This is a genomic window from Reichenbachiella sp. MSK19-1 (assembly GCF_003590315.1).
In the GTDB taxonomy this organism is placed as follows: domain Bacteria; phylum Bacteroidota; class Bacteroidia; order Cytophagales; family Cyclobacteriaceae; genus Reichenbachiella; species Reichenbachiella agariperforans.
The window spans coordinates 1,035,674-1,056,396 of the sequence record NZ_MIER01000002.1 but is presented as its reverse complement, the minus strand read 5'-3'; the positions used below and the strand labels follow the sequence as shown (position 1 = coordinate 1,056,396).

The 20,723-nt window shown below is 44.0% G+C and carries 16 protein-coding genes; 10 read left to right on the top strand and 6 right to left on the bottom strand.

Annotated features, from left to right (window positions below):
- The first annotated feature begins 891 nt into the window (after positions 1 to 891).
- Positions 892 to 1,545 carry a hypothetical protein gene (locus BGP76_RS04450; protein WP_147407372.1) on the top strand — a complete coding sequence of 218 codons (654 nt, stop codon included), beginning with the start codon at positions 892 to 894 and terminating at the stop codon, positions 1,543 to 1,545.
- Between the two features lie 6 nt (positions 1,546 to 1,551).
- Positions 1,552 to 2,616, top strand: coding sequence for a S41 family peptidase (locus BGP76_RS04445; RefSeq protein ID WP_073118970.1), 1,065 nt, complete (start codon positions 1,552 to 1,554; stop codon positions 2,614 to 2,616).
- A gap of 49 nt (positions 2,617 to 2,665) precedes the next feature.
- Here BGP76_RS04445 and BGP76_RS04440 read toward each other — a convergent pair whose 3' ends face one another.
- Positions 2,666 to 3,259 (bottom strand): DNA-3-methyladenine glycosylase, encoded by a 594-nt coding sequence (locus BGP76_RS04440; RefSeq protein ID WP_119843750.1) that lies wholly within the window; start codon positions 3,257 to 3,259, stop codon positions 2,666 to 2,668.
- A gap of 72 nt (positions 3,260 to 3,331) precedes the next feature.
- Here BGP76_RS04440 and BGP76_RS04435 point away from each other — a divergent pair, with 72 nt between their 5' ends.
- The 6 genes from BGP76_RS04435 (at position 3,332) to ygiD (ending at position 8,604) form a co-directional block, all read left to right on the top strand.
- Entirely contained in the window at positions 3,332 to 4,210 is an 879-nt protein-coding gene (locus BGP76_RS04435) for a DUF2911 domain-containing protein (protein ID WP_073118973.1), read from the top strand.
- A 112-nt stretch (positions 4,211 to 4,322) separates the two neighbouring features.
- On the top strand, positions 4,323 to 5,411 hold the full coding sequence (locus tag BGP76_RS04430; protein WP_119843749.1) for an ARMT1-like domain-containing protein: 1,089 nt from the start codon (positions 4,323 to 4,325) through the stop codon (positions 5,409 to 5,411).
- A gap of 90 nt (positions 5,412 to 5,501) precedes the next feature.
- Positions 5,502 to 5,723 carry a GIY-YIG nuclease family protein gene (locus BGP76_RS04425; protein WP_370453773.1) on the top strand — a complete coding sequence of 74 codons (222 nt, stop codon included), beginning with the start codon at positions 5,502 to 5,504 and terminating at the stop codon, positions 5,721 to 5,723.
- 299 nt (positions 5,724 to 6,022) lie between these two features.
- Positions 6,023 to 6,829, top strand: coding sequence for a serine O-acetyltransferase (locus tag BGP76_RS04420; RefSeq protein ID WP_084190292.1), 807 nt, complete (start codon positions 6,023 to 6,025; stop codon positions 6,827 to 6,829).
- A 66-nt stretch (positions 6,830 to 6,895) separates the two neighbouring features.
- Entirely contained in the window at positions 6,896 to 7,789 is an 894-nt protein-coding gene (cysM, locus tag BGP76_RS04415; RefSeq protein ID WP_073118977.1) for a cysteine synthase CysM, read from the top strand.
- Between the two features lie 2 nt (positions 7,790 to 7,791).
- Positions 7,792 to 8,604, top strand: a complete 813-nt coding sequence (gene ygiD, locus BGP76_RS04410) for a 4,5-DOPA dioxygenase extradiol (RefSeq protein ID WP_119843748.1) — start codon at positions 7,792 to 7,794, stop codon at positions 8,602 to 8,604.
- Between the two features lie 53 nt (positions 8,605 to 8,657).
- On the opposite strand, the gene BGP76_RS20495 is transcribed toward ygiD, so the two are convergent.
- Positions 8,658 to 8,780, bottom strand: coding sequence for a hypothetical protein (locus BGP76_RS20495; protein WP_255416062.1), 123 nt, complete (start codon positions 8,778 to 8,780; stop codon positions 8,658 to 8,660).
- A gap of 108 nt (positions 8,781 to 8,888) precedes the next feature.
- Between BGP76_RS20495 and BGP76_RS04405 the strand changes: the two genes are divergently transcribed.
- The gene (locus tag BGP76_RS04405) at positions 8,889 to 12,716 is read left to right on the top strand and encodes a two-component regulator propeller domain-containing protein (protein WP_158584046.1); all 3,828 of its coding nucleotides are present in this window, start codon (positions 8,889 to 8,891) and stop codon (positions 12,714 to 12,716) included.
- 56 nt (positions 12,717 to 12,772) lie between these two features.
- On the opposite strand, the gene BGP76_RS04400 is transcribed toward BGP76_RS04405, so the two are convergent.
- Together BGP76_RS04400 and BGP76_RS04395 are read right to left on the bottom strand one after the other, a co-directional pair.
- Complete coding sequence (locus tag BGP76_RS04400) at positions 12,773 to 13,306, bottom strand: hypothetical protein (protein ID WP_119843746.1); 534 nt, start codon at positions 13,304 to 13,306, stop codon at positions 12,773 to 12,775.
- 344 nt (positions 13,307 to 13,650) lie between these two features.
- Positions 13,651 to 14,106, bottom strand: coding sequence for a doxx family protein (locus BGP76_RS04395; RefSeq protein ID WP_119843745.1), 456 nt, complete (start codon positions 14,104 to 14,106; stop codon positions 13,651 to 13,653).
- A gap of 111 nt (positions 14,107 to 14,217) precedes the next feature.
- Here BGP76_RS04395 and BGP76_RS04390 point away from each other — a divergent pair, with 111 nt between their 5' ends.
- Complete coding sequence (locus tag BGP76_RS04390) at positions 14,218 to 14,895, top strand: LytTR family DNA-binding domain-containing protein (protein WP_119843744.1); 678 nt, start codon at positions 14,218 to 14,220, stop codon at positions 14,893 to 14,895.
- On the opposite strand, the gene BGP76_RS04385 is transcribed toward BGP76_RS04390, so the two are convergent.
- Complete coding sequence (locus BGP76_RS04385; RefSeq protein ID WP_119843743.1) at positions 14,879 to 17,530, bottom strand: ATP-binding protein; 2,652 nt, start codon at positions 17,528 to 17,530, stop codon at positions 14,879 to 14,881. The genes BGP76_RS04390 and BGP76_RS04385 overlap by 17 nt on opposite strands.
- Positions 17,531 to 17,549: 19 nt before the next feature.
- A complete protein-coding gene (locus tag BGP76_RS04380) occupies positions 17,550 to 20,519 on the bottom strand; it encodes a triple tyrosine motif-containing protein (RefSeq protein WP_119843742.1) in 2,970 nt (989 codons plus the stop codon).
- Between the last annotated feature and the right edge of the window lie 204 nt (positions 20,520 to 20,723).

Sequence of the window (20,723 nt, the reverse complement as noted above, 5' to 3'; positions counted from 1 at the left end):
ACCAGAGGACAAAAGGCAAGCCTCCTATCACTCTGGTCAAAACCAACCTAACCTATCTTTAAGTTTTCTCACTGCTGACTCTCGCTCTTGGGTTATAGTTGATAAAAGAGTCTTAAGACAGTAGATGATTCTAAAAACTGAGGAGCCTCCTTCTGCACTTATCCGCCTTCACTGACTCCTCAATAACAAAAACCAACCTATGATCTTTGGTACAAACCAACCCATACGAGTCGGCTAAAATCTAACCCAATCCGTAGTACTGACTATAGCTGGCCTAGATCCTGTATCCTTGTTAGGGATTTAAAAAATAAGGGGCACTTCTACTACGACCAACTTCACTGCCCCTTCCTATTCCAAAAACCTAACCTATATTTTCAATGCCATCTCGATGATGACTCGTGTATCTCTTTTGATTACAATGCAAAGATGCGACCAGATACACTCCCAGATAAGCGTAAAATGCCTACTTTGTCAAAATAGGTGAAATGCCTAAGTGTAGATGAGGACAGGAATAGCAGTGTGTTTTGAAACAGAATATCATCGATATCTTACAGGTGACAAATATTTAAGAGGGTTTAAATCAAATCACATACAAAGGGATAAACCAACAAAATTAAGTTTATTTACACTTGTGATGATGTCACTTTCACTTAAACAAATCACGTGATTCCACCTATGAAAAACCACATATACTTATGGGTATGTCTCATTACTGTAACCTTTTCCCACTTCTCCGCTGTGGGTCAAAGCGCGAGAAAAATCGCCAACAAGGCTAGACCCTCCTATTTAGAAATTGGGCTTGGGCTTGATTACTCTACATACAGAGATTTCGCTACATCACCTCTCGTGTACCGTGGGCTCGCCCAAAACATTTCTCTCCATTACCAAAGAATGGATAAAGTACGTGAGACAAGGTTTGGAGGAGACTATTACCATAGCAACACTTACGCTTCGTTGGTCAAAAATGAAGTAGCTGTCGCAGCAGTCACAACTTTGACCTTCAATTTCTCGAAACTCTATCAGATCAAAAGCATCTCATCTGAGAATTGGAGCTACAAAGCAGGAGGAATGGCTCTTTTCACAGGCAACCTTAGAGCCAACCCTACCCTTCAAAATGCTACCTACGGCTATGAGATATTTTTCAACCTATTGGGCTCTGCCAAAATAACGAGAGACCTTTCTAGACAAACAGAAAAAAGTAGAAAATTCCTCTTCATCAAGTACAAACTAAAACCCCGAGACAAAAACCTGTCATTCCAGTTGAATGTAGGCTTGCTCAATCACAATATCAGAAATGGCTATACTTACATCAACCAAGAAAGCTTGTTGAATAGTGGGAATTTCCTCTTTGCAGATTACGAAATCAATTCCTTCTCTGGTTTTAGAATGAGTTCTGCTTTAGAATACACACATTTCCTCGCCAATAAAAATGCACTGAAATTCTCATACGTCTGGGACGCATATACGACGGGTGGGGAAGAAAATCAGTTCGAAGCGTCCCACCATAACCTGAAAATCGCACTCCTATTCGGTCTAAAAAAATAATCAAGAATGAAACATACACTATTGGTATTCATCGGCACACTAGCGCTGAGTGCTTGTGAGCAAATATTCTTTGAGGATGTACTCTCCGAAGAGGATCCCTATGTACAGTTTGACTACCTCTGGAATGAAGTGGACAAGCGGTATTCATTCTTTGAGGTTAAAAACATAGACTGGGATGATTCATACGACAGGCATCATGCGATGATTTATGATGAGATATCAGATGACTCATTGTTTCAGGTGATGGGCAGTATGATGTCTGAGCTCAAAGACGATCACACCAACTTATTTTCTAGCACTAATGTATCTTTTTTTGGTGTCCGGTATCATAAAGTGGACAACTACGAGTCCCGAATCGTCATCGATCATTATATAGGCAGTGACTACCATTCGTCTGGACCATTCCAGCACGACTTTATCAATGCGGACAAAGTACCTGCTGGAAAATCAATAGGTTACATCCGGTTTGGTTCTTTTACAGGCACTGTCAGTGCGGTCAATTTGAATTATATAATGAACCGATACAAAAGCACAGATGGTTTGATTCTCGACCTTAGAGAGAACGGTGGCGGGGCAGTACGTGATGTATTCAAAATCCTAGCCCGGTTTATAGATGAAGAAACAGTGGTTTACAAATCCAGAATCAGAAATGGCAAAGACCATGACGACTTCTCTGCTTTTGAAGAAGCCGTCGCTGAGCCATACACAGGACCTAAATACACCAACAAACCTGTGGTTTTCCTCGTCGATCGTGGCACCTACAGTGCAGGATCATTCACTTCGCTATCTACCAAAGCTATCCCTAACGTCACGCTCATGGGCGATAGTACTGGTGGTGGACTAGGCATGCCTAACGGCGGCCAACTCCCTAACGGATGGAACTACAGGTTCTCTGTCACACAAGCAGTCACTGTAGATCAAGCGGATAGATTCGATGCTGGACTGGAAGATGAAATAAACCAAGAGAACTTTGAATCAGGTGTACCCCCAGACGTATATGTACTCCTAGACTGGACTGATCTGACCAGAGATGAAATCCTAGATCGTGCCATTTTCGAAATCACTAACTAAGATAAAATATTTACAAAAAAGGGTGGGTCAATTCGTAGGTGGGTCACCCCTATTTTTTGCTTACCCAATCGTTGTTACAGAGATAAAAACGCCAAGGCAGCAAAGCATCTGCTCCTGCATAGTCTACGCCCACTCTAGTAGATGCTACTATACTAGTACCGACTATATCGGGAGCATCCTCAATCCATATATCGTTTTCACCTGTCAGTCGCGCAGTGTTCATCTCCATGGTTATCCCCATAGCCTTGGATAATTTTCCCGGACCATTAGATGTCTTAGTTTTGGGGTGTCGATCAGACCAATCTCCATCCAGTGGCTCTACCGCTCTGATCAAAACAGCATCCGCCTTTCCTGCTACATTCGTCACGACATTGAACAAGTGATGGATTCCATAGCATAGGTATACATAAGCGCACCCTCCCTCCCTATACATGACCTCCGTCCGTGGCGTACGTTTACCATTGCTCGCATGACAGGCCTTATCATCATATCCACGATAGGCCTCCGTCTCTACTATCTTGCCTTTTCTGGCTGCTCCATTTTGCTTCGTAACAAGGGTCTTTCCGAGTAATTCTTTGGCTATTTGCACTACATCATCACGGAGATAAAAAGATTTGGGTAGAAGGAAATCGCTGTTTGTCATATTTAGTGAACCAGTCGGGCATTATCCCGTATATTCGATCAGTAATTTAAAACAATCAAATAAAGGTTTACCATGAAAAAAATGAAACTCATTACGCTAGCAATCGCTGGATTATTATTTATCGGAGCACAAACCACAATGGCTCAGATCGTTACTCCACAACCTAGCCCTGCAGGATCTGTTAGCTCCACAGTTGGCTTGACGGATATCGAAATCAGCTACTTCAGACCACAAATGAAAGGCAGAAAAATATTTGGAGAAGGTGCTGACTACCTTTTACCCTACGGTCAAAGATGGAGAGCAGGGGCTAACTCTGGTACCATCATTACATTTAGCAGTGATGTACAAGTAGCAGGCACCAATGTACCAGCAGGTGAGTACATCTTATTTTTAGCGCCTGGTGCTAAAGAATGGGAAGTAATCCTATATTCAGACAAATCTATCGGTGCGAATGTAGGTGGAATCGAAGATGACAAAATCGTCGTAAAAGCTTCTATAGCTGCTACAAAACTTACTGAAACAGTAAAGACCTTGACCTACCAAATCACGGATCTAGGAGCTGATAGCCAAACGGCTAACATCCAAATGTCATGGGAAAACACAGCGTTGAATATCCCAGTAGCAGTATCGTTCGACGAGCAAGTAATGGCTGCTATCTCTAAAAACACAGTAGTTGATCCAGCTAACTTGATGACGGCTGCTCGTTACTACCTTAGCACAGGCAAAGACCTAGATCAAGCCTTGACTTGGGCCAACACATACTTGGAGACAGGAGAAAACAGCAAGCAATTTTGGAATGTCCATGTAAAGGCTCAAATCCTAGCAAAAAAAGGTGACAAAAAAGGTGCCATCAAAACGGCAAAGCAGTCTCTCGAACTAGCAAAAGCATCTCCCAATGGTGATTTTGGATACGTCAAAAGAAACGAAGCGCTTATTGCTTCTCTGAAGTAACATAAAACGCTAAATCAAAAAGGTCATCACTTCTATATCATTTGAAGTGATGACCTTTTTTTGTGCATAGTCACGAGCACCTTTTCCTTACAATACTATCTATCTTTGTGTCATGCTAAGTGACTATCCTCAGATCCCCATCGACCCACACACCTTTGCTGGTATGACCTTTCGTGTTCGTTATCCTAAAATCCTGAACGACGTGCTCGCCAGCAATCTATATCCGGACACCCTCTCTCAACGGCTCAAAAAACTCAAAACCTCTCTAGAGACGCTAACCATTACCCGTATTCACGAGCACAATCCACTCTGGGAGACATTCTATCAGCAGTACGAAGGACAGTTGCTACTCTCCCTTCCCTTCTTCGATGCAGAGGTATATTTGTTTGCCTATATCCTGCATTTGGTAGACTATGACTCCTTGGGTATCGATCCTTTTTCACAGATCAAAGCACAAGACCTCAATCAAAACGTAGCAGCATTAGCCCCTAACCTATTGGCATCCCAGACCTGGGATACACAGGATTTTGTACTGCACAGCCTACACGGCAACAAGTCCGATCTTAGTCAGTTGAAGTCTGGCTCAGAACTCGATATTAAGCTACTGCTAGACGATAGAGCTGCGCTAGTCCACGACTGTGAGGCAGCCACCCATGTCGATGTGATATTGGACAATGCTGGCATGGAGCTGTTCAGTGACCTACTGCTCGTCAATCACCTCGTAGAACGATACGGGCATGAAGTCAAACTACACTTCAAATCCGCCCCTATTTTCGTGTCCGATGTGATACGCGAAGACATTGGTGCTTTGCTAGATACCCTACTCGAAAACAAAGCAGGAGCTTTTGCCCAGAGTCTACAAAACAAAATAGACCGACAGCAGATCATCCTGCAGCACCATCCGATATGGACGAGCCCTACGCACTATACCCAACTCCCAGAGGGGCTGATCACCCCCCACGCATTACTCCTATCCAAAGGAGACGCCAACTATCGCCGATTCTTCGAAGACCGCGTCATCCCTCCCACACAGCCTTCCGCTCCACTGTGTAGCTACCTGACGCATCCGACCTACTGCATCCGCACGCTCAAGTCCGATATACAGACAGGGCTATCGGCTTCACAGTCGGAACTACTCGACCTCCAAGAACCCGACTGGAAAGTCAGTGGCAAAAATGCCGTGATTCAAATGATCCATTAAAATCACCGTGCGCCTAACGCAAAGTAAGTGATTGAGTGTCCACTGGTATCAACTGTATTGTATTATTACAGAAGTTGACAGGTTAGACAGGTGAACCACAATTATTTCGTTTATATCACCACCAATCCAAACAAGTCATCTCTATATGTAGGAATGACCAATGATTTGATGATTAGAATAGATCAGCACTATGAGAACCGAGAAAACCAGTCGTCTTTCGCCAAAAGGTACTACTGTCATCGTTTGGTTCATTGGGAGCGGCACCAATATGTAAACCACGCCATCGAAAGAGAAAAAGAAATCAAGAAATGACGCAGAGCCAAAAAGGAAGCTTTGATCGCCACCACCAATCCTAAATGGCGATTCCTCAATGAAGAAATTCAGGAGTGAATTGATGATCCCTACAGATCGTAAAGGCTAGACTCGATTAGATTCCTCCTACGTCGGAATGACAAACGAGGGAGGTTATGAGCTACCACAGAGGTGATAGATACCACGGTAGCTTGTCATTTTCTCAAAAAAAGTAAGGAACTCAAAGCAATAGCATTTTATTTCACAATCGAAACACTAGTTTTACCTTTACGTTGCAAGGTTTGACACCTAGAGAGAATATGAACAAATCGTTTTTTGACAAAATATCCGCGGCACACAACGTGCCCAAGGCCCTACCGGGCGAGAAGGAAATAGACCAGTTTATCGTCAGATTGCTGCAGTTTCTGTTTCCCGAGCTCAACAACATCCGCTTCAAGACCGAAACAGAAATAGACGCGGAGTACAAAGCCATCCAACAGCTCTTCGAAGACCTCCTCCTCAAAACCGAGGCTTGCGAAAAAAGCTTTGCACTCAGCTCATGCCAGCTGTTCTTCAGCGAGCTGGAAAACATCTACGACCTGTGTATCGAAGATGCAGAAGCCATCCTCAGCGGTGACCCTGCAGCCATAGACCGCAAAGAAGTGATCCGTACCTACCCTGGATTTTTCGCGATAGCGATCTACCGCATTGCGCACGTGATGCTGGGACTAGACATCCCCTACTTGCCACGGATATTCACCGAATACGCCCATGTGCGTACCTCGATTGACATCCACCCAAAAGCCAAGATCGGACGTAAGTTCTGCATCGATCACGGGACTGGAGTAGTGGTCGGCGAGACCTGTATCATCGGTAGCAATGTCAAGGTATATCAGGGCGTGACCCTAGGTGCCATGAGTGTACGCAAAGAGATGGCGCTCACCAAACGACACCCTACCATCGGTGACAATGTCGTCATCTATGCCGGAGCAACGATCCTCGGCGGTCGTACCGTCATAGGTGCCAACAGCATCATCGGCGGCAATGTCTGGCTGACGAGTAGCGTCGAGCCCAACAGCCGCGTGTACTACGCGCACGAGTCGCAGTTGATCAAAGCCTCAGTATAAATGCAGGTCTAGAACCCAACCCGTTTGTGATCCGTTCGTTCAAAACCAATTTAGAAAGCAAAACTTATGTCAGCTCAAAATATCAGTGATTTAATCGGCAACACGCCCCTCGTCAGAGTACTGCTCCCTGAGATCCCCGATCACGTAGAGATCTACGGCAAACTAGAGGGCAACAACCCGGGAGGGAGTGTCAAAGATCGTCCGGCATTTTTCATGATCAACGAGGCACTCAAACGCGGCGAAATCACCCGTGAGACCAAACTCGTCGAGGCGACCAGTGGCAATACCGGTATCGCACTGGCCATGGTCGCGGCATCCTTTGACATGGATATCACCCTCGTGATGCCCGAAAACTCCACACAGGAGCGCATCGATACGATGACCGCCTATGGCGCCAAAGTAGTCCTGACCCCAGAAGAAGGAACCATCGAACTCTCTCGTACCATCGCAGACGAAATGGTGGAGAAAGAAGGATACGTCATGCTCAACCAGTTCGCCAATGACGACAACTACCACGCCCACTACAACACGACAGGGCCCGAAATCTGGAAAGACACCGAAGGAAAAGTGACTCACTTTGTCTCCAGCATGGGCACGACAGGTACCATCATGGGCAACTCCATGTACCTCAAGGAGCAAAACAAGGACATTCAGATCATAGGCGTACAGCCACAGGAAGGCGACAGTATCCCGGGCATCCGCAAATGGTCTCCGGAGTTTCTCCCAGAGATCTATGACGATGCACGTGTCGACGAGATCCTCTACGTGAGCAAAGAACAAGCAGTCATCATGACCAAGCGTCTCGCCAAAGAAACGGGCATACTCGCTGGCATGAGTAGCGGCGGTGCGATGCACTCTGCCGTAGCACTCGCCAAAACCCTCACCGAGCCTGCTACGATCGTCTCGATCATCTGTGACCGTGGGGATCGCTATTTGAGTTCTGGACTGTTCTCGGACTAAGGATGAACCTCCAATCCTTCGATAGCCTTGCTTCAGGATTTGCTAGTACGGAGCGAATGCCTGTACTCTTCGTCGGGCATGGCAACCCCATGAACGCCATCCTAGAGAATGAAACCACCGCCAACTGGCGAAAGATGGCCGAGGGCATACAGCCCAAAGCCATCCTCTGCATCTCCGCCCACTGGCAGACACGCGGCACCTTGGTGACCATGGCTCCCAAACCACAGACTATCCATGATTTCGGGGGATTCCCAAAGGAGCTATTCGAGGTGCAGTACCCCGCTCCTGGAGCCCCAGAGGCAGCTCACCTGCTCATTCAGCAAGTCAAAACGCATACCGTGGAGGAAGATCACGAATGGGGTCTCGATCACGGCACTTGGTCCGTGCTCGTCAAGATGTTTCCAAAGGCAGACTTACCTGTATTTCAGCTCAGTCTGGATCACCACATGTCGCCAGCCGCTCACTATGCCCTAGGCGAGGAATTGAAAGCGCTACGACACAAAGGCATCCTGATCGTAGGGAGCGGCAACAGCATTCATAATTTGCGTCAAGCCAGATGGAACTCAGATCAACCCTACGACTGGGCGCTAGCATTTGACTCGCGCATCAAAAGCATGATCGAAAACCAAGACCATCAGTCTTTGATCCATTATGCCAATCTTGGCACGGAAGCGCTACTGTCCATCCCTACCAACGAGCATTACCTCCCCATGCTCTATACCTTGGCGCTACGAGAGACTCAGGATCAGTTGACATTCTTCAACGAAACCATCGAGATGAGTGCCATTGGTATGCGATCCTTTGTCTTGGCATAGTCACGCGATGGACTCACTATGAAGCGTACACTTCCTATTCCTCTCAAAATATTCTAGAGCCAACCCTTGGTGGTACCGAGCATCTTCTCTATTTTCGAAAACATTCTGAGACTGGAGATATAATCCAAACAGTCATCGAATATTCCACCCACTATCCCAACTAATTTAGATTTCATTGTAGTATTGATTTCCAACACGATATGGGTCAATAGTATCGAGACTAAACAGATTGTTTAGTAACTATTGTCTAAATTAAAAGCAGTATAGACTACAACATGGGAAAAATGATGCATGAAAGATGGTTTGGCCTAAGCATAAAGCTGACACTTATTTTACTTCTCGCAGTACTCTCCGTGAGTGCGCAGCAACACAACGAGTACAAATTCCGAAACATTGGCGGTCTGTCCGACAACAACGTCACGGCAATCTTTGAAGACCATCAGGGCTATATCTGGATCGGAACACGAAATGGACTCAACCGGTACAACGGTCTCAAGTATGACTTATTTGAACCCATCAAAAACGATAGCCTAAGCCTCAAACACCCCTACATCAACTACATTGATGAGACCAGTGATGGTGACCTGTGGATTGCTCATGGAGGAGGTGTCAGTCGCTACAACAGAGCGCATCACAACTTCACTAACTTCACTCCTGACCCTAACGATCCCTACAGTATTTCTAATTGGTATGCTTCACACGTGTTTTGTGATTCGAAAGACCAAGTATGGGTAGCCAACAATGGTATAGACGTACTAGATGCCAAAACCAACAAACTAATAGGTCGTCACCTAGATGGTGAAGACATTCAATTCATTTTTGAAGATTCAAAAAACAGGATGTGGTTTGTAGGTGCCAATGCATTCATGATGAATACAGATGGAAAAATCCAGGAAGTCATACATGACGAAATCAACCTCAACATCAAAAGTGCAAGCGAAGATATCTACGGTAACATTTGGCTCGGTAGCTGGGCCAAAGGGCTTTACAAGCTTACCGATTCAGGAAACAACTTTACCACCAAGCATTACACACCAAAACCAGACGAAAATTCCCTACACCTGATTCGAATATTGGATATCATGAGTGACAAAGAGGGCAACCTCTGGATAGGAATGGAAAACGGTGGTCTAGACATCCTTGATATCCAGTCAGAGCAGTTTACCCATCTCAAGCCTGACCCATCCAATCCATCAAGCATTCACTCGAACTCCATTTGGTCCATCATACAAGACAGCAATGAACGTGTGTGGATAGGTAGTTTTGACAAAGGTTTGGATTTAATGGACCCCTATCAAAAAGCATTTACTAAAGTGATCGATGACAAAAGCACATTGACCAAAAGTACCGTCAACACCTTTGCAGAAGATTCAAAAGGCAACTTATGGATAGGTGCTGATGGCTATGGCATGGATTACTTTGATATCTCGACTAACACATTGACTCATTTCGAACATGACCCGAATGATCCGAATAGCCTACCTAATAATGCCATCCTGAAGCTAATAGTAGATGACTATGACAATGTCCTCATTGGTACATGGGCTGGAGGCTTAACCTACTATGATACAAAAAAAAAGAAATTCACCACCTACCTCAACAACCCGATTGACTCACAGTCAATAAGCGGTGACAATATATTTTCATTAATCAAAGATAATCTGCACCCAGACCACTTTTGGATTGGCACATGGGGTACTGGATTAGACTACTTCAACCTATCCACTGGTACTTTTAAACACTTTACTTCTCAGGATGAGACTGCCACAAATATTAGTAGATACATCCGTGCCATGCAAACCGATTCTAATGGCAATTTATGGTTAGGTACGAGCAACGGTGTTCACTATCTTGTTTTGGATCGCTCCCAAAGCTCCTATACCTCCACAGGCTATATCAATAACCCTGAAGACCCGAATAGTTTAAGTGAAAATGCGGTTTCAAATATCCTACTCACTAAAGAAGGAAAACTTTGGGTAGGTACAGAGAATCGAGGCATTAACCTTTTCATTCCAGAAAGTGGTTCTTTTAGAATCTTTGATAAAGAAAGTGGTCTCCCGAGCAATGCCATCAAATCTATGGAAGTAGACAGGGAAGGCAATCTATGGATCAGTTCTGGCAATGGCCTAACAAAAACTACGCTCATCGGTCAAGGCGAAGAAGCAAAAATTCAAATGAGTTCCTACGACAAAGGAGACGGTCTTCAGGGCAACTTCTTTAATATGGGAGCCTCTATCACGACTTCATGGGGCGAGATGTTTTTTGGAGGTAGCGATGGGTTCAACCGTTTCTATCCAGACCAAATTAAGAAAAACCCGATTATACCAGAAGTTACCTTCACAGACTTCAAAGTATTCAACCAATCAGTCGTACCATCGGATGAAGACGGAGCAATATTGAATAAAAACATTTCCGAAGCAGAAGAGATTCATCTAGACTATACACACAACATCTTCTCTATTGAGTTTATCGCACTCAACTACACCCGCCCTGAAAAAAACAGCTACGCCTACCTTATGGAAGGCATAGACGAAGACTGGAACTACATAGACAACCAAACCTCTGCGACTTACACTACCCTACCTGCAGGCACCTACACCTTTCATGTCAAAGCCTCTAATAACGACAGGGTGTGGAACGAAGAAGGCACCTCAGTCATCATTACCGTCACTCCTCCATGGTGGGAAACCCTATGGTTTAGACTACTTGTCATCATATCCATTGCCGCAGGGACGACCTATTATGTGAGATATAAAAAACAACAAACCAAACTTCAGAAAGCAGAACTACAGGCCAAGTTAGACGAGGCAGTAGCTGAGGTAAAAAATCGAAATGCAGGCCTAAGAGCGCAAAACGAAAACCTAAACAGCTCTATAGACGATACGAACTATGTGATTCGTGAGGCAGTAGAGTCGGGTAACTTCAGTGCTCGCATTGACACAAGTAGCAAAGAAGGACAATGGAGAGATTTCAGTGAGTCGATCAACAACCTGTTTGATGTAGTGGCCTCTCCTATCAACGCCATCAATGCCATCGCACAATCCATGGCAGATGGAGACCTAGCCAAACGACTAGACGAAGATGCCAAAGGAGAAATCCTCAGTTTGACCAAGAATTTTAACCTAGCCCTAAATAATCTCAACGACCTCCTACATCAGATCACCCAAAGTGCCAACATGATTGAGTTATCCTCATCAGAAATGCTCAGTTCTAGTGAAGAGATGACGCGAAACACCGAAGAGATCGCCTCTGCCATCTCTCAAATGAGTAATGGGGCTCAGACTCAAGTATCCAAGGTCGATGAGTCATCCACTATCGTAGAAAGTATACGTTTAGCAGCAGATGCTATGGCTGAAAAGTCAGAAAGCATCAACAAAGTAGCCTACGAAGGAAACAAGAGAAGTGAGAAGGGTAAAATCATGGTAGACAATGTGTCTGAAAGCATGTCTGAAATTTCTGACTATTCTAGTCAGACCAATCAATCCATGAATGTACTCAAAGAGCGATCCGTTGAGATTCATCGTGTATTAGGGGTGATTTCCAACATCGCCAATCAAACCAACCTTCTTGCCCTCAATGCAGCGATAGAAGCAGCACAAGCTGGAGATGCAGGCAGAGGCTTTGCGGTAGTAGCTGATGAAATTCGAAAACTAGCAGAGAGTTCTAAATCATCTACCAAAGAAATCGAAAAGCTAATCGATGATGTTCAAAATGACACCATCCAAGCGGCAAACCTGATGGAAATCATGAGCGGGAGTGTCAAAAAAGGTGTTACTGCCTCTAAAGAAGTCTCTATCGTTTTTCAAGATATCAGTCAAGCCTCTAACGAGACCTTGAGTTATTCGGAGGAAATATTGAAAGCTACCAAAGAGCAGACGGACAACATCAACCAGATCGTGCAAACCATAGAAAATGTGGTCGTGATCGCAGAGCAAACAGCTGCTGGAACCGAGGAAGTCGCAGCAAGTGCCAATGAACTTGTCTCTGGGATGACCAACTACAACGACAAATCCCACAAACTCAGTGAAATAGCTAAACTTTTACGATCTGAGGTCAGTAAGTTCCTACTCAAAGATCGAAACAACAACGAAACGGACAATATAGAATCATGAGGCAGTGACTAACGCAACAGGTCTACTGTGAGTACTGAGTAGACCTGTTGCGTTAGTCATTGAGGCTTAAAGCCATCCACCATCGACTGTACAACCTTAGGTGTCAACTCAAACAAGATATGCGATACCAAAGGTATATCTGAATAGTAGTAGGAAAAGTCATAGTCAGAAGGACGCACATCATCCTCTATGGTCTGCAATGGAAACTGAAACCATTGTAATCCTATATGACGCAAAAACGCCTCTCCGTTCGGTTCATCAAATAAGCCTGCTAAATAGAAATCATGCCTATCAGCTGTCAATTGGACTACATCCTGGTAAGACATCCCCAGCCAAGTCACAGTATCATGGATATCTCGCATATACTCCTGAATAACCCTTAACGCTACTTCTTCGGTATAGTGTTCCTGTACTTTAGCCCCTAGTAACAACCCTAGGTAGATACGTAACTCACAGATCACACGAGACCGCAAAGCTACAGGAACAGGTCTTTTCTCAAACACATCGTTTAGATACAGCTGAGTTTGTTCTTCAAACAAACCTTTCCATTCCGTGCCCTTCGTCTCAATACTTATTGTTTCTTTCAACATAAGTCTTTCCTTAATTTTTCTCTACTCATAACCCAACGAAAACGTCATTATTATCATGCGCTCTTGATGGTTTTTTTTCAACTTCACTAGTTCAGGTCGACTGCTACCCTGCAAAACTAACAGCTATTAAACTGCTATCAATCGGTTAATTGCCGATTTATCGATATAGGCATTCCTCCTAAAAGCATGATGCTTTACACTAAAGACTGAAAGACAAGAGACAAATATGAAGAACGTCAATGGTTTTAAGAATGTAAAAAAATTTGGCTTAATAGCCTCTCAGGTGTCAGCAGCAAACTACACTGACACCTGAAAAAACACTACTAGCACTATTAATATGACGATTATCTATTTACTTTCTTTGCGTATATCACGAGCGCAGCAGCGATAATGATGACATTCTTCGTGATATACTGACCGACGATACTAAAACCGAAAGGAGGACGATCAAAAACCACTTCAGGAAATAAAACCACCGGAGACAATGTTCCCAACATATGAAGAAGAAGTGCCAATACTACCCACTTGGACTGGATACGGCACAGAAGCAGTAGCCCCATGAGCACTTCGATACTCGCCAAGCCCCAGAGCAATCCTTGTTTATCCAATAGATGAAAGGTCAATATATCCATGGTATCAGCAGCGAGTCCCTCTGCAGGGCTCAAACCTGAAGGAAATTTCAATGCACCGAACCATACATACACCAACCCTATCGACGACTCCAGCAGCATCATACCATAGCGCTCGGACAAGTCCGATAGTCTCAAATCAATTTGGTTAGATAGTTCTTTTACCGACATAGTTTTAATTTTCTTATCCAATTATACTTTCTTTATCTTCTGATAAAATCAGGAAAGGATGAAACAAAGGGTTTGCTGGATGAACCCACTTATTTAATTGACCAAGGTAGTATGCGTTGTTTAATAGTAGATGATGATCCGTTGATCTGTGACTTGTTGCAGCATTTCTGTTCCAAAACGGATGACATTACGCATATCACCACGACCAACAGCGGTTTTGAGTCCGTCAATCTAATTTCACAAAACAGTTTTGATCTAGTTTTGCTCGACTATGATCTGCCTGATATGACGGGCAAAGAAATCCTCCAACTGATCAACCCCGCCACAGCTGTAGTAATGATCACCTCCAACAAAGATTTTGCCTCCGAGTCCTATGACTATGATCAGGTTGTAGATTACCTAGTCAAACCCATCGAGTTTACCCGCTTTTTCAAGGCTATCCAAAAAGTCAAAAAGTACCAAACACCCGCAACATCAGATTCGCAACTATTCATCAAAGACGGCAATAAACTCATCAAAGTAGATATGACAGAGGTTCGTTATATCAAATCTGCTGGCAACTATGCAGAACTCCATTTAGGACATAAAAAAATCATGACACTCATGACCCTAAAAGAGATGGAGCAAAAACTCCCTAATTTCTTTCAGCGGGTACACCGATCATGCATTGTCAACATCAAGCATATCGACTCCATCGCTCACAACGACATCCATGTCGGAGGTGAAGAAATCGCCATCAGTAGCAGTTACGAAAAGGATCTCATGAATAAAATCAGTTTACTGAGTTAGTCAGCAACTCGACACGGTAACAGCACAGATAATAGCGTAGGTGATTGACCACCAATGCAAGTCTCTCGTCTGACATCTCCACTACTGACATCAACATCGCCCCTGATAACCCGCTAAGGTTCTGTTTTTTGATATGCGTCACGAGCTTATGATGTATGGCTTCCCACCCTTTTTGATTCTGGGTACGGTAAGCTTCCGTGATTCGCAGGATGTAGGTTTCAAACTCTTGAATGAGTAGCGTCAAAAAACGATCGATCAACACTGGCTCATTATCATACTGAGCATAACTAGAAGCCAACTCTGGCAGGCCGTATATTGTCTCACCTAAGCGGGTATACACCATATCTAGTAGCTGGTCAAGATCGATGGGTTTCTGTATTGCCCACGGACTCAAACACATCATTCGCTCCATTTCAAAAGCTGACAACAAGACCACAGGCGTGTCAGGGTACTGCTGCCTCAGCTGGGCTATATCATCATCCAAAGCATGACTACCCAGCATCATATCACTAAGTACCAAGGCCGGATGAGATGCTTTCATTTCCTCCAGTGCACTCGCTATACTAGTGACCTGTACTACTGATAGGTCTGGCCTATCTAGTGCAGATTTGACCAGTAGCAAGGCTGACTCATCATCTTCTAGATGCAGTACCGTATAAACTCCATCCAACTGTGGTAGCATAGACACAACGAGATCTTCAGATGAAACTGAACTGTCACTCTCTACCTGTGACATAGGGATTAGCACCTCGAAAGTAGAACCTTCTCCTAATTCAGACCGTACCCGCAATTCCCCTCCAAACAAATCCAGCAGATGCTTGACGATGGACAGTCCCAAACCAAAGCCCTCGCTACGTTGCGTTCCTACCCCATCCTCTCGGTAAAACCTATCCTGAATACGCTTCAAATTCTCTAACTGTATACCTACCCCACTATCCGAAACAGCGACCTTAAGTACCCCATCCGTATATTCTGCTACCAAACGAACAGATCCCTCTTCGGTGTATTTAATTGCATTGACCACCAGATTGGTCACGATCTGCTTGATCCGCAGTGAATCAGTCATATAATATTGCCCATGCAGTGATTCGTCAACCATCAGTTCAAAAGCAAGCTTTTTATTGAGTGCATCATATTGATAACTAGCATAGATATCATCCAGTATCTCAGCAATATTCTGTGAACTCATTTTGACAGACACCTTACCCTCCATGAGTTTTTGGTGATCCAAAACATCATACATCAGGTCTGACAGATTAGAAGCACTCCGTCTAAGTGAATCCACAATCGGTTCTTGCTCGGGACGAGGGTTGTTCTTTTTCAGTAATTGGGACAGACCCAAAATCGCATTGAGAGGAGTCCGGAGCTCATGACTCATGTTTTGCAAAAACTCATCTCGCGCAGTGATCGCTTGCTTTTCGCTTTCCAAAGCCATTTTCAGTTCCTGAACTTGTCGATCTATTCTTTCTCTCATCTGACCAAAAGAACGGGCCAGTACACCTATTTCATCCTTCCTCGTTTCGGGTAAAAGTATACGAGTCGATCTGGACACCCCCACTCGCTCATAACCAGTGATGGCAGCAGTCACCTCTCCTATTCGGCGAGTCAGCAATCGCATCAACAAGACAAAGAACAACAATAACACCACACATATACCACACAAAATCTGGAGCGAATGCGTCCGTACCAAATGTGCACTAGCAAAAAGATCTGCACGCTCCATGAGTGTAATCAAATAAATTTCCTGACCTCTGGCATAGGCCAATTTTTCCACATTGTATAGATAACTCACACCCTCTTTATCTCTCATGAAAGAAAAATCAGGTGCCGCAGCAATCAAATGCCAAGTATTGAGATTAAAATCATTTCGAAGCGAATGTCCAGTCCCTAATTGCTCGCCAAAACACTTGCCCTTCTCTGGTGCAAAAAGGTATTCGTCCTGTCGGTTCGTAATGAGCAGCTGAGTCCCTGTAGCCATCAGTCCTTCGAGTTTATGATAGTAGCTGGTCAGGTCTACATTGATCACGAGCAAAGCCTGTAGCTCTCCCATATCGTTATATATTTTTCCCACAGCTCTAAGTGTCGGCGTATGTGGCACGCTAACTACTCCAAACTCTTCATTGAGATTGATCTCTGAGAAGTAATACTGCCCCCTACCTGTACTCATGGCTCCTTGATAATAACTCGTTCGTCCCTTGTACTGTAGCAAACTATCTGCTATCTGCTGAGCCAGTTTACCAGATTTATCATAACGTATAATTTCTTTGCCATCATTTTCCACATCGAGTAATCTGACCTGAAAGTAATTCGATTTGTTGGTCAGTAGCACGTGAAAGAGCTGCTGGATATTCTCTAAATTCGTTTGACTAGGTACTTCAATATAGCTACTGACTAAGGGGTTCTCTGTCATGACTGCTATATCATTTGAAACAACCCTTAACAGGTCATAAAAATTTTCCTTGGCCAGAGTAGAAGTGTGCTGAATTCGCTCCTGATTATGTGACACGATTACTTTGGAGGCTTCTTGATAGAGAAAGTAACCCGACACGAAAATCGCCAAAATAGTCAAGCCCATAAAGACTAACCCTACCCTGCTAACGAGCGAATTCCAGAAAGGTACTTTGATTTGTTTCATCTATCGGCTAGGTCATTTCTCAATCCTTGAAGTACTCCTCTTCTGCGCTCTCCAGCTCACTACTCTCGGAGGTAGATAGTTTCTCTAAGAACTCTACCATGTTGATTTCCTTCTCCAAACTCAGGTTTTTTCTGAGGCGATACCGAGCGGTCTCCACGCCACGCACGGATATATTGAGAATAGCAGCAATTTCCTTGTTAGTCAGGTTCATCCGCACAAAACCGCATAGGCGTATCTCCTTTTGCGACAAGTTAGGGTAGTTGTTTTTAAGCTCTTTGAAAAAATCCTGATGCACGCGCTCAAAATTGGTGTCGAATACGTTGAGATGCTCTTCATCTTGGAGATTGAGGTTGATCTTTCGGGTGAGGGAACGAATGATTTCTTTGTTACTCGCAATTTTGATCTTACCCCGGAGTTCTTTGAGTTCCTCTGCCATCTCGGTGAGAAGTTCCCGTTTTTTGAGCAGTAAAATTGTATAATTCGCGAGTTCCTTACTCTTGTAGATCAAATCCTCTTCGAGTAGCTTTTTATCATTCTCTACGAGTACCATTTCCTTCTCCAACTTGATATTCGCTATCTCCAGTTCGAGCGCCGCTTTCATTTTTTTGGCTTCATGTCGGGTTCTTTGCAGTTTTCGTCTCACTACCCCACGCACCAGTACCGCCGCAATCAACGCCAAAACCACGAATATAAGCCGTGCCCAGGTCGTCTGATACCACAGCGGCAATATCTCAAAAACAAACTGTGCCTCTTTTGCCTTTTCCCCGAGCGGGGTGCGAGATTGAACTCTAAATTTGTACTTCCCTGATTTCAGATAGCTATACTCTTTAGTCGATCCAGTAGTCCATTCTGACCAGTTTTTATCCATCTGCTCTAACCGATACCGGTATTGCACATCCTTTTGCGCACTGAACTGAGACGTGGCATAGGAGATCAATAGTGTACTCGTACTATTGGGTAAATGCAGGATATCATCCGCACCATTCGGCAAAGGGCAATACACCAAACTATCCGTATCGTCCTTGTATATGATCTGGGTGAAGTGTGTAGCTCCCACAATAGGAGTACTCACGCCCCCTAGATCAAAAGAGAACATACCGTCATTCGTCCCGACCAGAACCTGATTTTGTTCAAGAGGCATGATATACTCCATGCTCTTCATATAACTCCCCTTTAGGGACAAGAAAAGATCCATGTGCAGGGTCGGTGATTTTTCATCGTTCATGAAATATCCCATTTGATCATCCTGGACAAACCACGTCTTGTCCCCCTCCTTGAAGACCTTCCGAATCAATCGCTCTTTGGTCAAAGTTTTGGTTAAGAATTCGTGAGACACAAACTTGTTTTGCTTGTCATTGTAAACAAACACGCCTTCTACTGTAGTAAAAACCGTGTCCTCCCCCCAAATATGAACATTGTTGTTGTAAACCGACGGTAGACCATTTTGATCTGTGTATTTTTCTAAAGAGACTGTTCGCTGATAGCCATCATCTATTTTAATCTTGTAAACACCCTGATAACCATGACACACCCAATAGGTATTAGGTGCATTCGTTGGAAGAATATCTCTACCCGAGATTTCAAACCCTTCTACTTTATTCCTAAATACGAAGTACCCTGTAGCAGTATACTCCATGACATACAAGCCATCATAGGCGCATGCTAGATACAGGTTTTCTTTGCCATTCACAGGAATAACACGCCATATGCCCTTGGTCCCTTCGACATGGTAGAGCGACTGACCATCAGAGACCAAGACTCCCCGATCATGACTAATCAGCAACTGATCTTCATAGACATGCAGCGACCAAGCCTGTGCTTCCATATCATCCTCGAGCTTAAAATCTCGATGTATCAGCGTCTGATCATCTTTGGTGAGTGCAGCAGAGTAAACCCCTTGATTGGTGGCGATATAGAATTTCTCTTTGTACATAGTGGCATCATAGACCGCTGCATCATCAAATATCTTGGAGATGGATGACGAAATCTCTATACAATCTATTCCTGAGTTGAGTAATGCCCAGATATTACCATCTCTGGTTTGAAACAAGTCTAAAACCGTCTGATCCTGTAGATTGTCAAAAGAAATCATTTTCGAATCATCCACATGATAATCATAGGACTTTACCATACTATTAATCGTCCCAATATAGTACTGTCCCTCGGTAGACTTGATTGCACAGAAAACTTGATCACTAGACCCATTCTCAAAATAGCTCTTATGATGTACAGCAGTACCTTCTTGAATATCGATCAGGTAAGAATTACCCTCTCTCGTATAGGCTATCAATTGATTAGCCTGCCATCCTGGTAACAAACCACTAATCTCCTCTGCTTTAAACTGATTAGCCTCTACCAGATTTTCCATCTCCATGGACTTCAGAGACACTCGTTTGATTCCCCATGCATCTACAGCGTACAGTCTATCGTTGACCACACTGATCTGCTCGAAACGACCCTCGGCGGGCAAGGTTACCGCTTGCTTTTCCTTGATTGCTATGATCCGTTTGAAACTCCTAAAAACGATAAAGTCATTGTTCTCAGCAATCTGCCATATATCATCAAAACTCTGATCTTCTTTTCTGAGTACATGAGTTAGCGATTCGTACTGATATCGACCATATCGATCCTGATCGATCCTACCGATCTCGTTGTACCCACCGACATAGACATAACCATCTGAGGCATAATATAAGCCACGCACTGTCGAACCATTGGGCAGTTTAACCAGTGTCCAGTCTTCGCCATCATAGATCACCATACCGTCATTGTTACCAAAATAAAGCACACCATCAGCATCCTCCGCCATACACCAAAACTGCGAATCTGAAGAAAAATCAGTTTTGCCATAATGTATCACCCGAGACTTCCCTTTGATGAGCCATTTTTTAGCAGCAGTATCCTCACGATCGGCCCACTGTGTGTCTGCATGCAACGGAATAACATGCAAAACGAATAACAAAAAACAACCTATCGCCCTAATAATCATTCAAACCAATTTTAACCTAAACTACTGATTAACTGAATCATAACTGTAAATGAAGTACTAATAAAGTAGTGCATCCGACGGTATGATGTATTTTTTATGTGGTTGACATTGCCAATGTAATTCATATCGCAACATACATTTGAATCTGTCAAGTGATTTAATCGTTTTGGCAACATAATTATTACAAAGTAATTAGAAAATATC

Excerpts from the sequence above, each read along its gene's own strand:
- BGP76_RS04450 (WP_147407372.1), top strand. The coding sequence starts at position 892 with ATGGATAAAGTACGTGAGACAAGGTTTGGAGGAGACTATTACCATAGC.
- BGP76_RS04445 (WP_073118970.1), top strand. The coding sequence starts at position 1,552 with ATGAAACATACACTATTGGTATTCATCGGCACACTAGCGCTGAGTGCT.
- BGP76_RS04440 (WP_119843750.1), bottom strand. The coding sequence starts at position 3,259 with ATGACAAACAGCGATTTCCTTCTACCCAAATCTTTTTATCTCCGTGAT.
- BGP76_RS04435 (WP_073118973.1), top strand. The coding sequence starts at position 3,332 with ATGAAAAAAATGAAACTCATTACGCTAGCAATCGCTGGATTATTATTT.
- BGP76_RS04430 (WP_119843749.1), top strand. The coding sequence starts at position 4,323 with ATGCTAAGTGACTATCCTCAGATCCCCATCGACCCACACACCTTTGCT.
- BGP76_RS04420 (WP_084190292.1), top strand. The coding sequence starts at position 6,023 with ATGAACAAATCGTTTTTTGACAAAATATCCGCGGCACACAACGTGCCC.
- cysM (WP_073118977.1), top strand. The coding sequence starts at position 6,896 with ATGTCAGCTCAAAATATCAGTGATTTAATCGGCAACACGCCCCTCGTC.
- ygiD (WP_119843748.1), top strand. The coding sequence starts at position 7,792 with ATGAACCTCCAATCCTTCGATAGCCTTGCTTCAGGATTTGCTAGTACG.
- BGP76_RS20495 (WP_255416062.1), bottom strand. The coding sequence starts at position 8,780 with ATGAAATCTAAATTAGTTGGGATAGTGGGTGGAATATTCGATGACTGT.
- BGP76_RS04405 (WP_158584046.1), top strand. The coding sequence starts at position 8,889 with ATGATGCATGAAAGATGGTTTGGCCTAAGCATAAAGCTGACACTTATT.
- BGP76_RS04400 (WP_119843746.1), bottom strand. The coding sequence starts at position 13,306 with ATGTTGAAAGAAACAATAAGTATTGAGACGAAGGGCACGGAATGGAAA.
- BGP76_RS04395 (WP_119843745.1), bottom strand. The coding sequence starts at position 14,106 with ATGTCGGTAAAAGAACTATCTAACCAAATTGATTTGAGACTATCGGAC.
- BGP76_RS04390 (WP_119843744.1), top strand. The coding sequence starts at position 14,218 with ATGCGTTGTTTAATAGTAGATGATGATCCGTTGATCTGTGACTTGTTG.
- BGP76_RS04385 (WP_119843743.1), bottom strand. The coding sequence starts at position 17,530 with ATGAAACAAATCAAAGTACCTTTCTGGAATTCGCTCGTTAGCAGGGTA.
- BGP76_RS04380 (WP_119843742.1), bottom strand. The coding sequence starts at position 20,519 with ATGATTATTAGGGCGATAGGTTGTTTTTTGTTATTCGTTTTGCATGTT.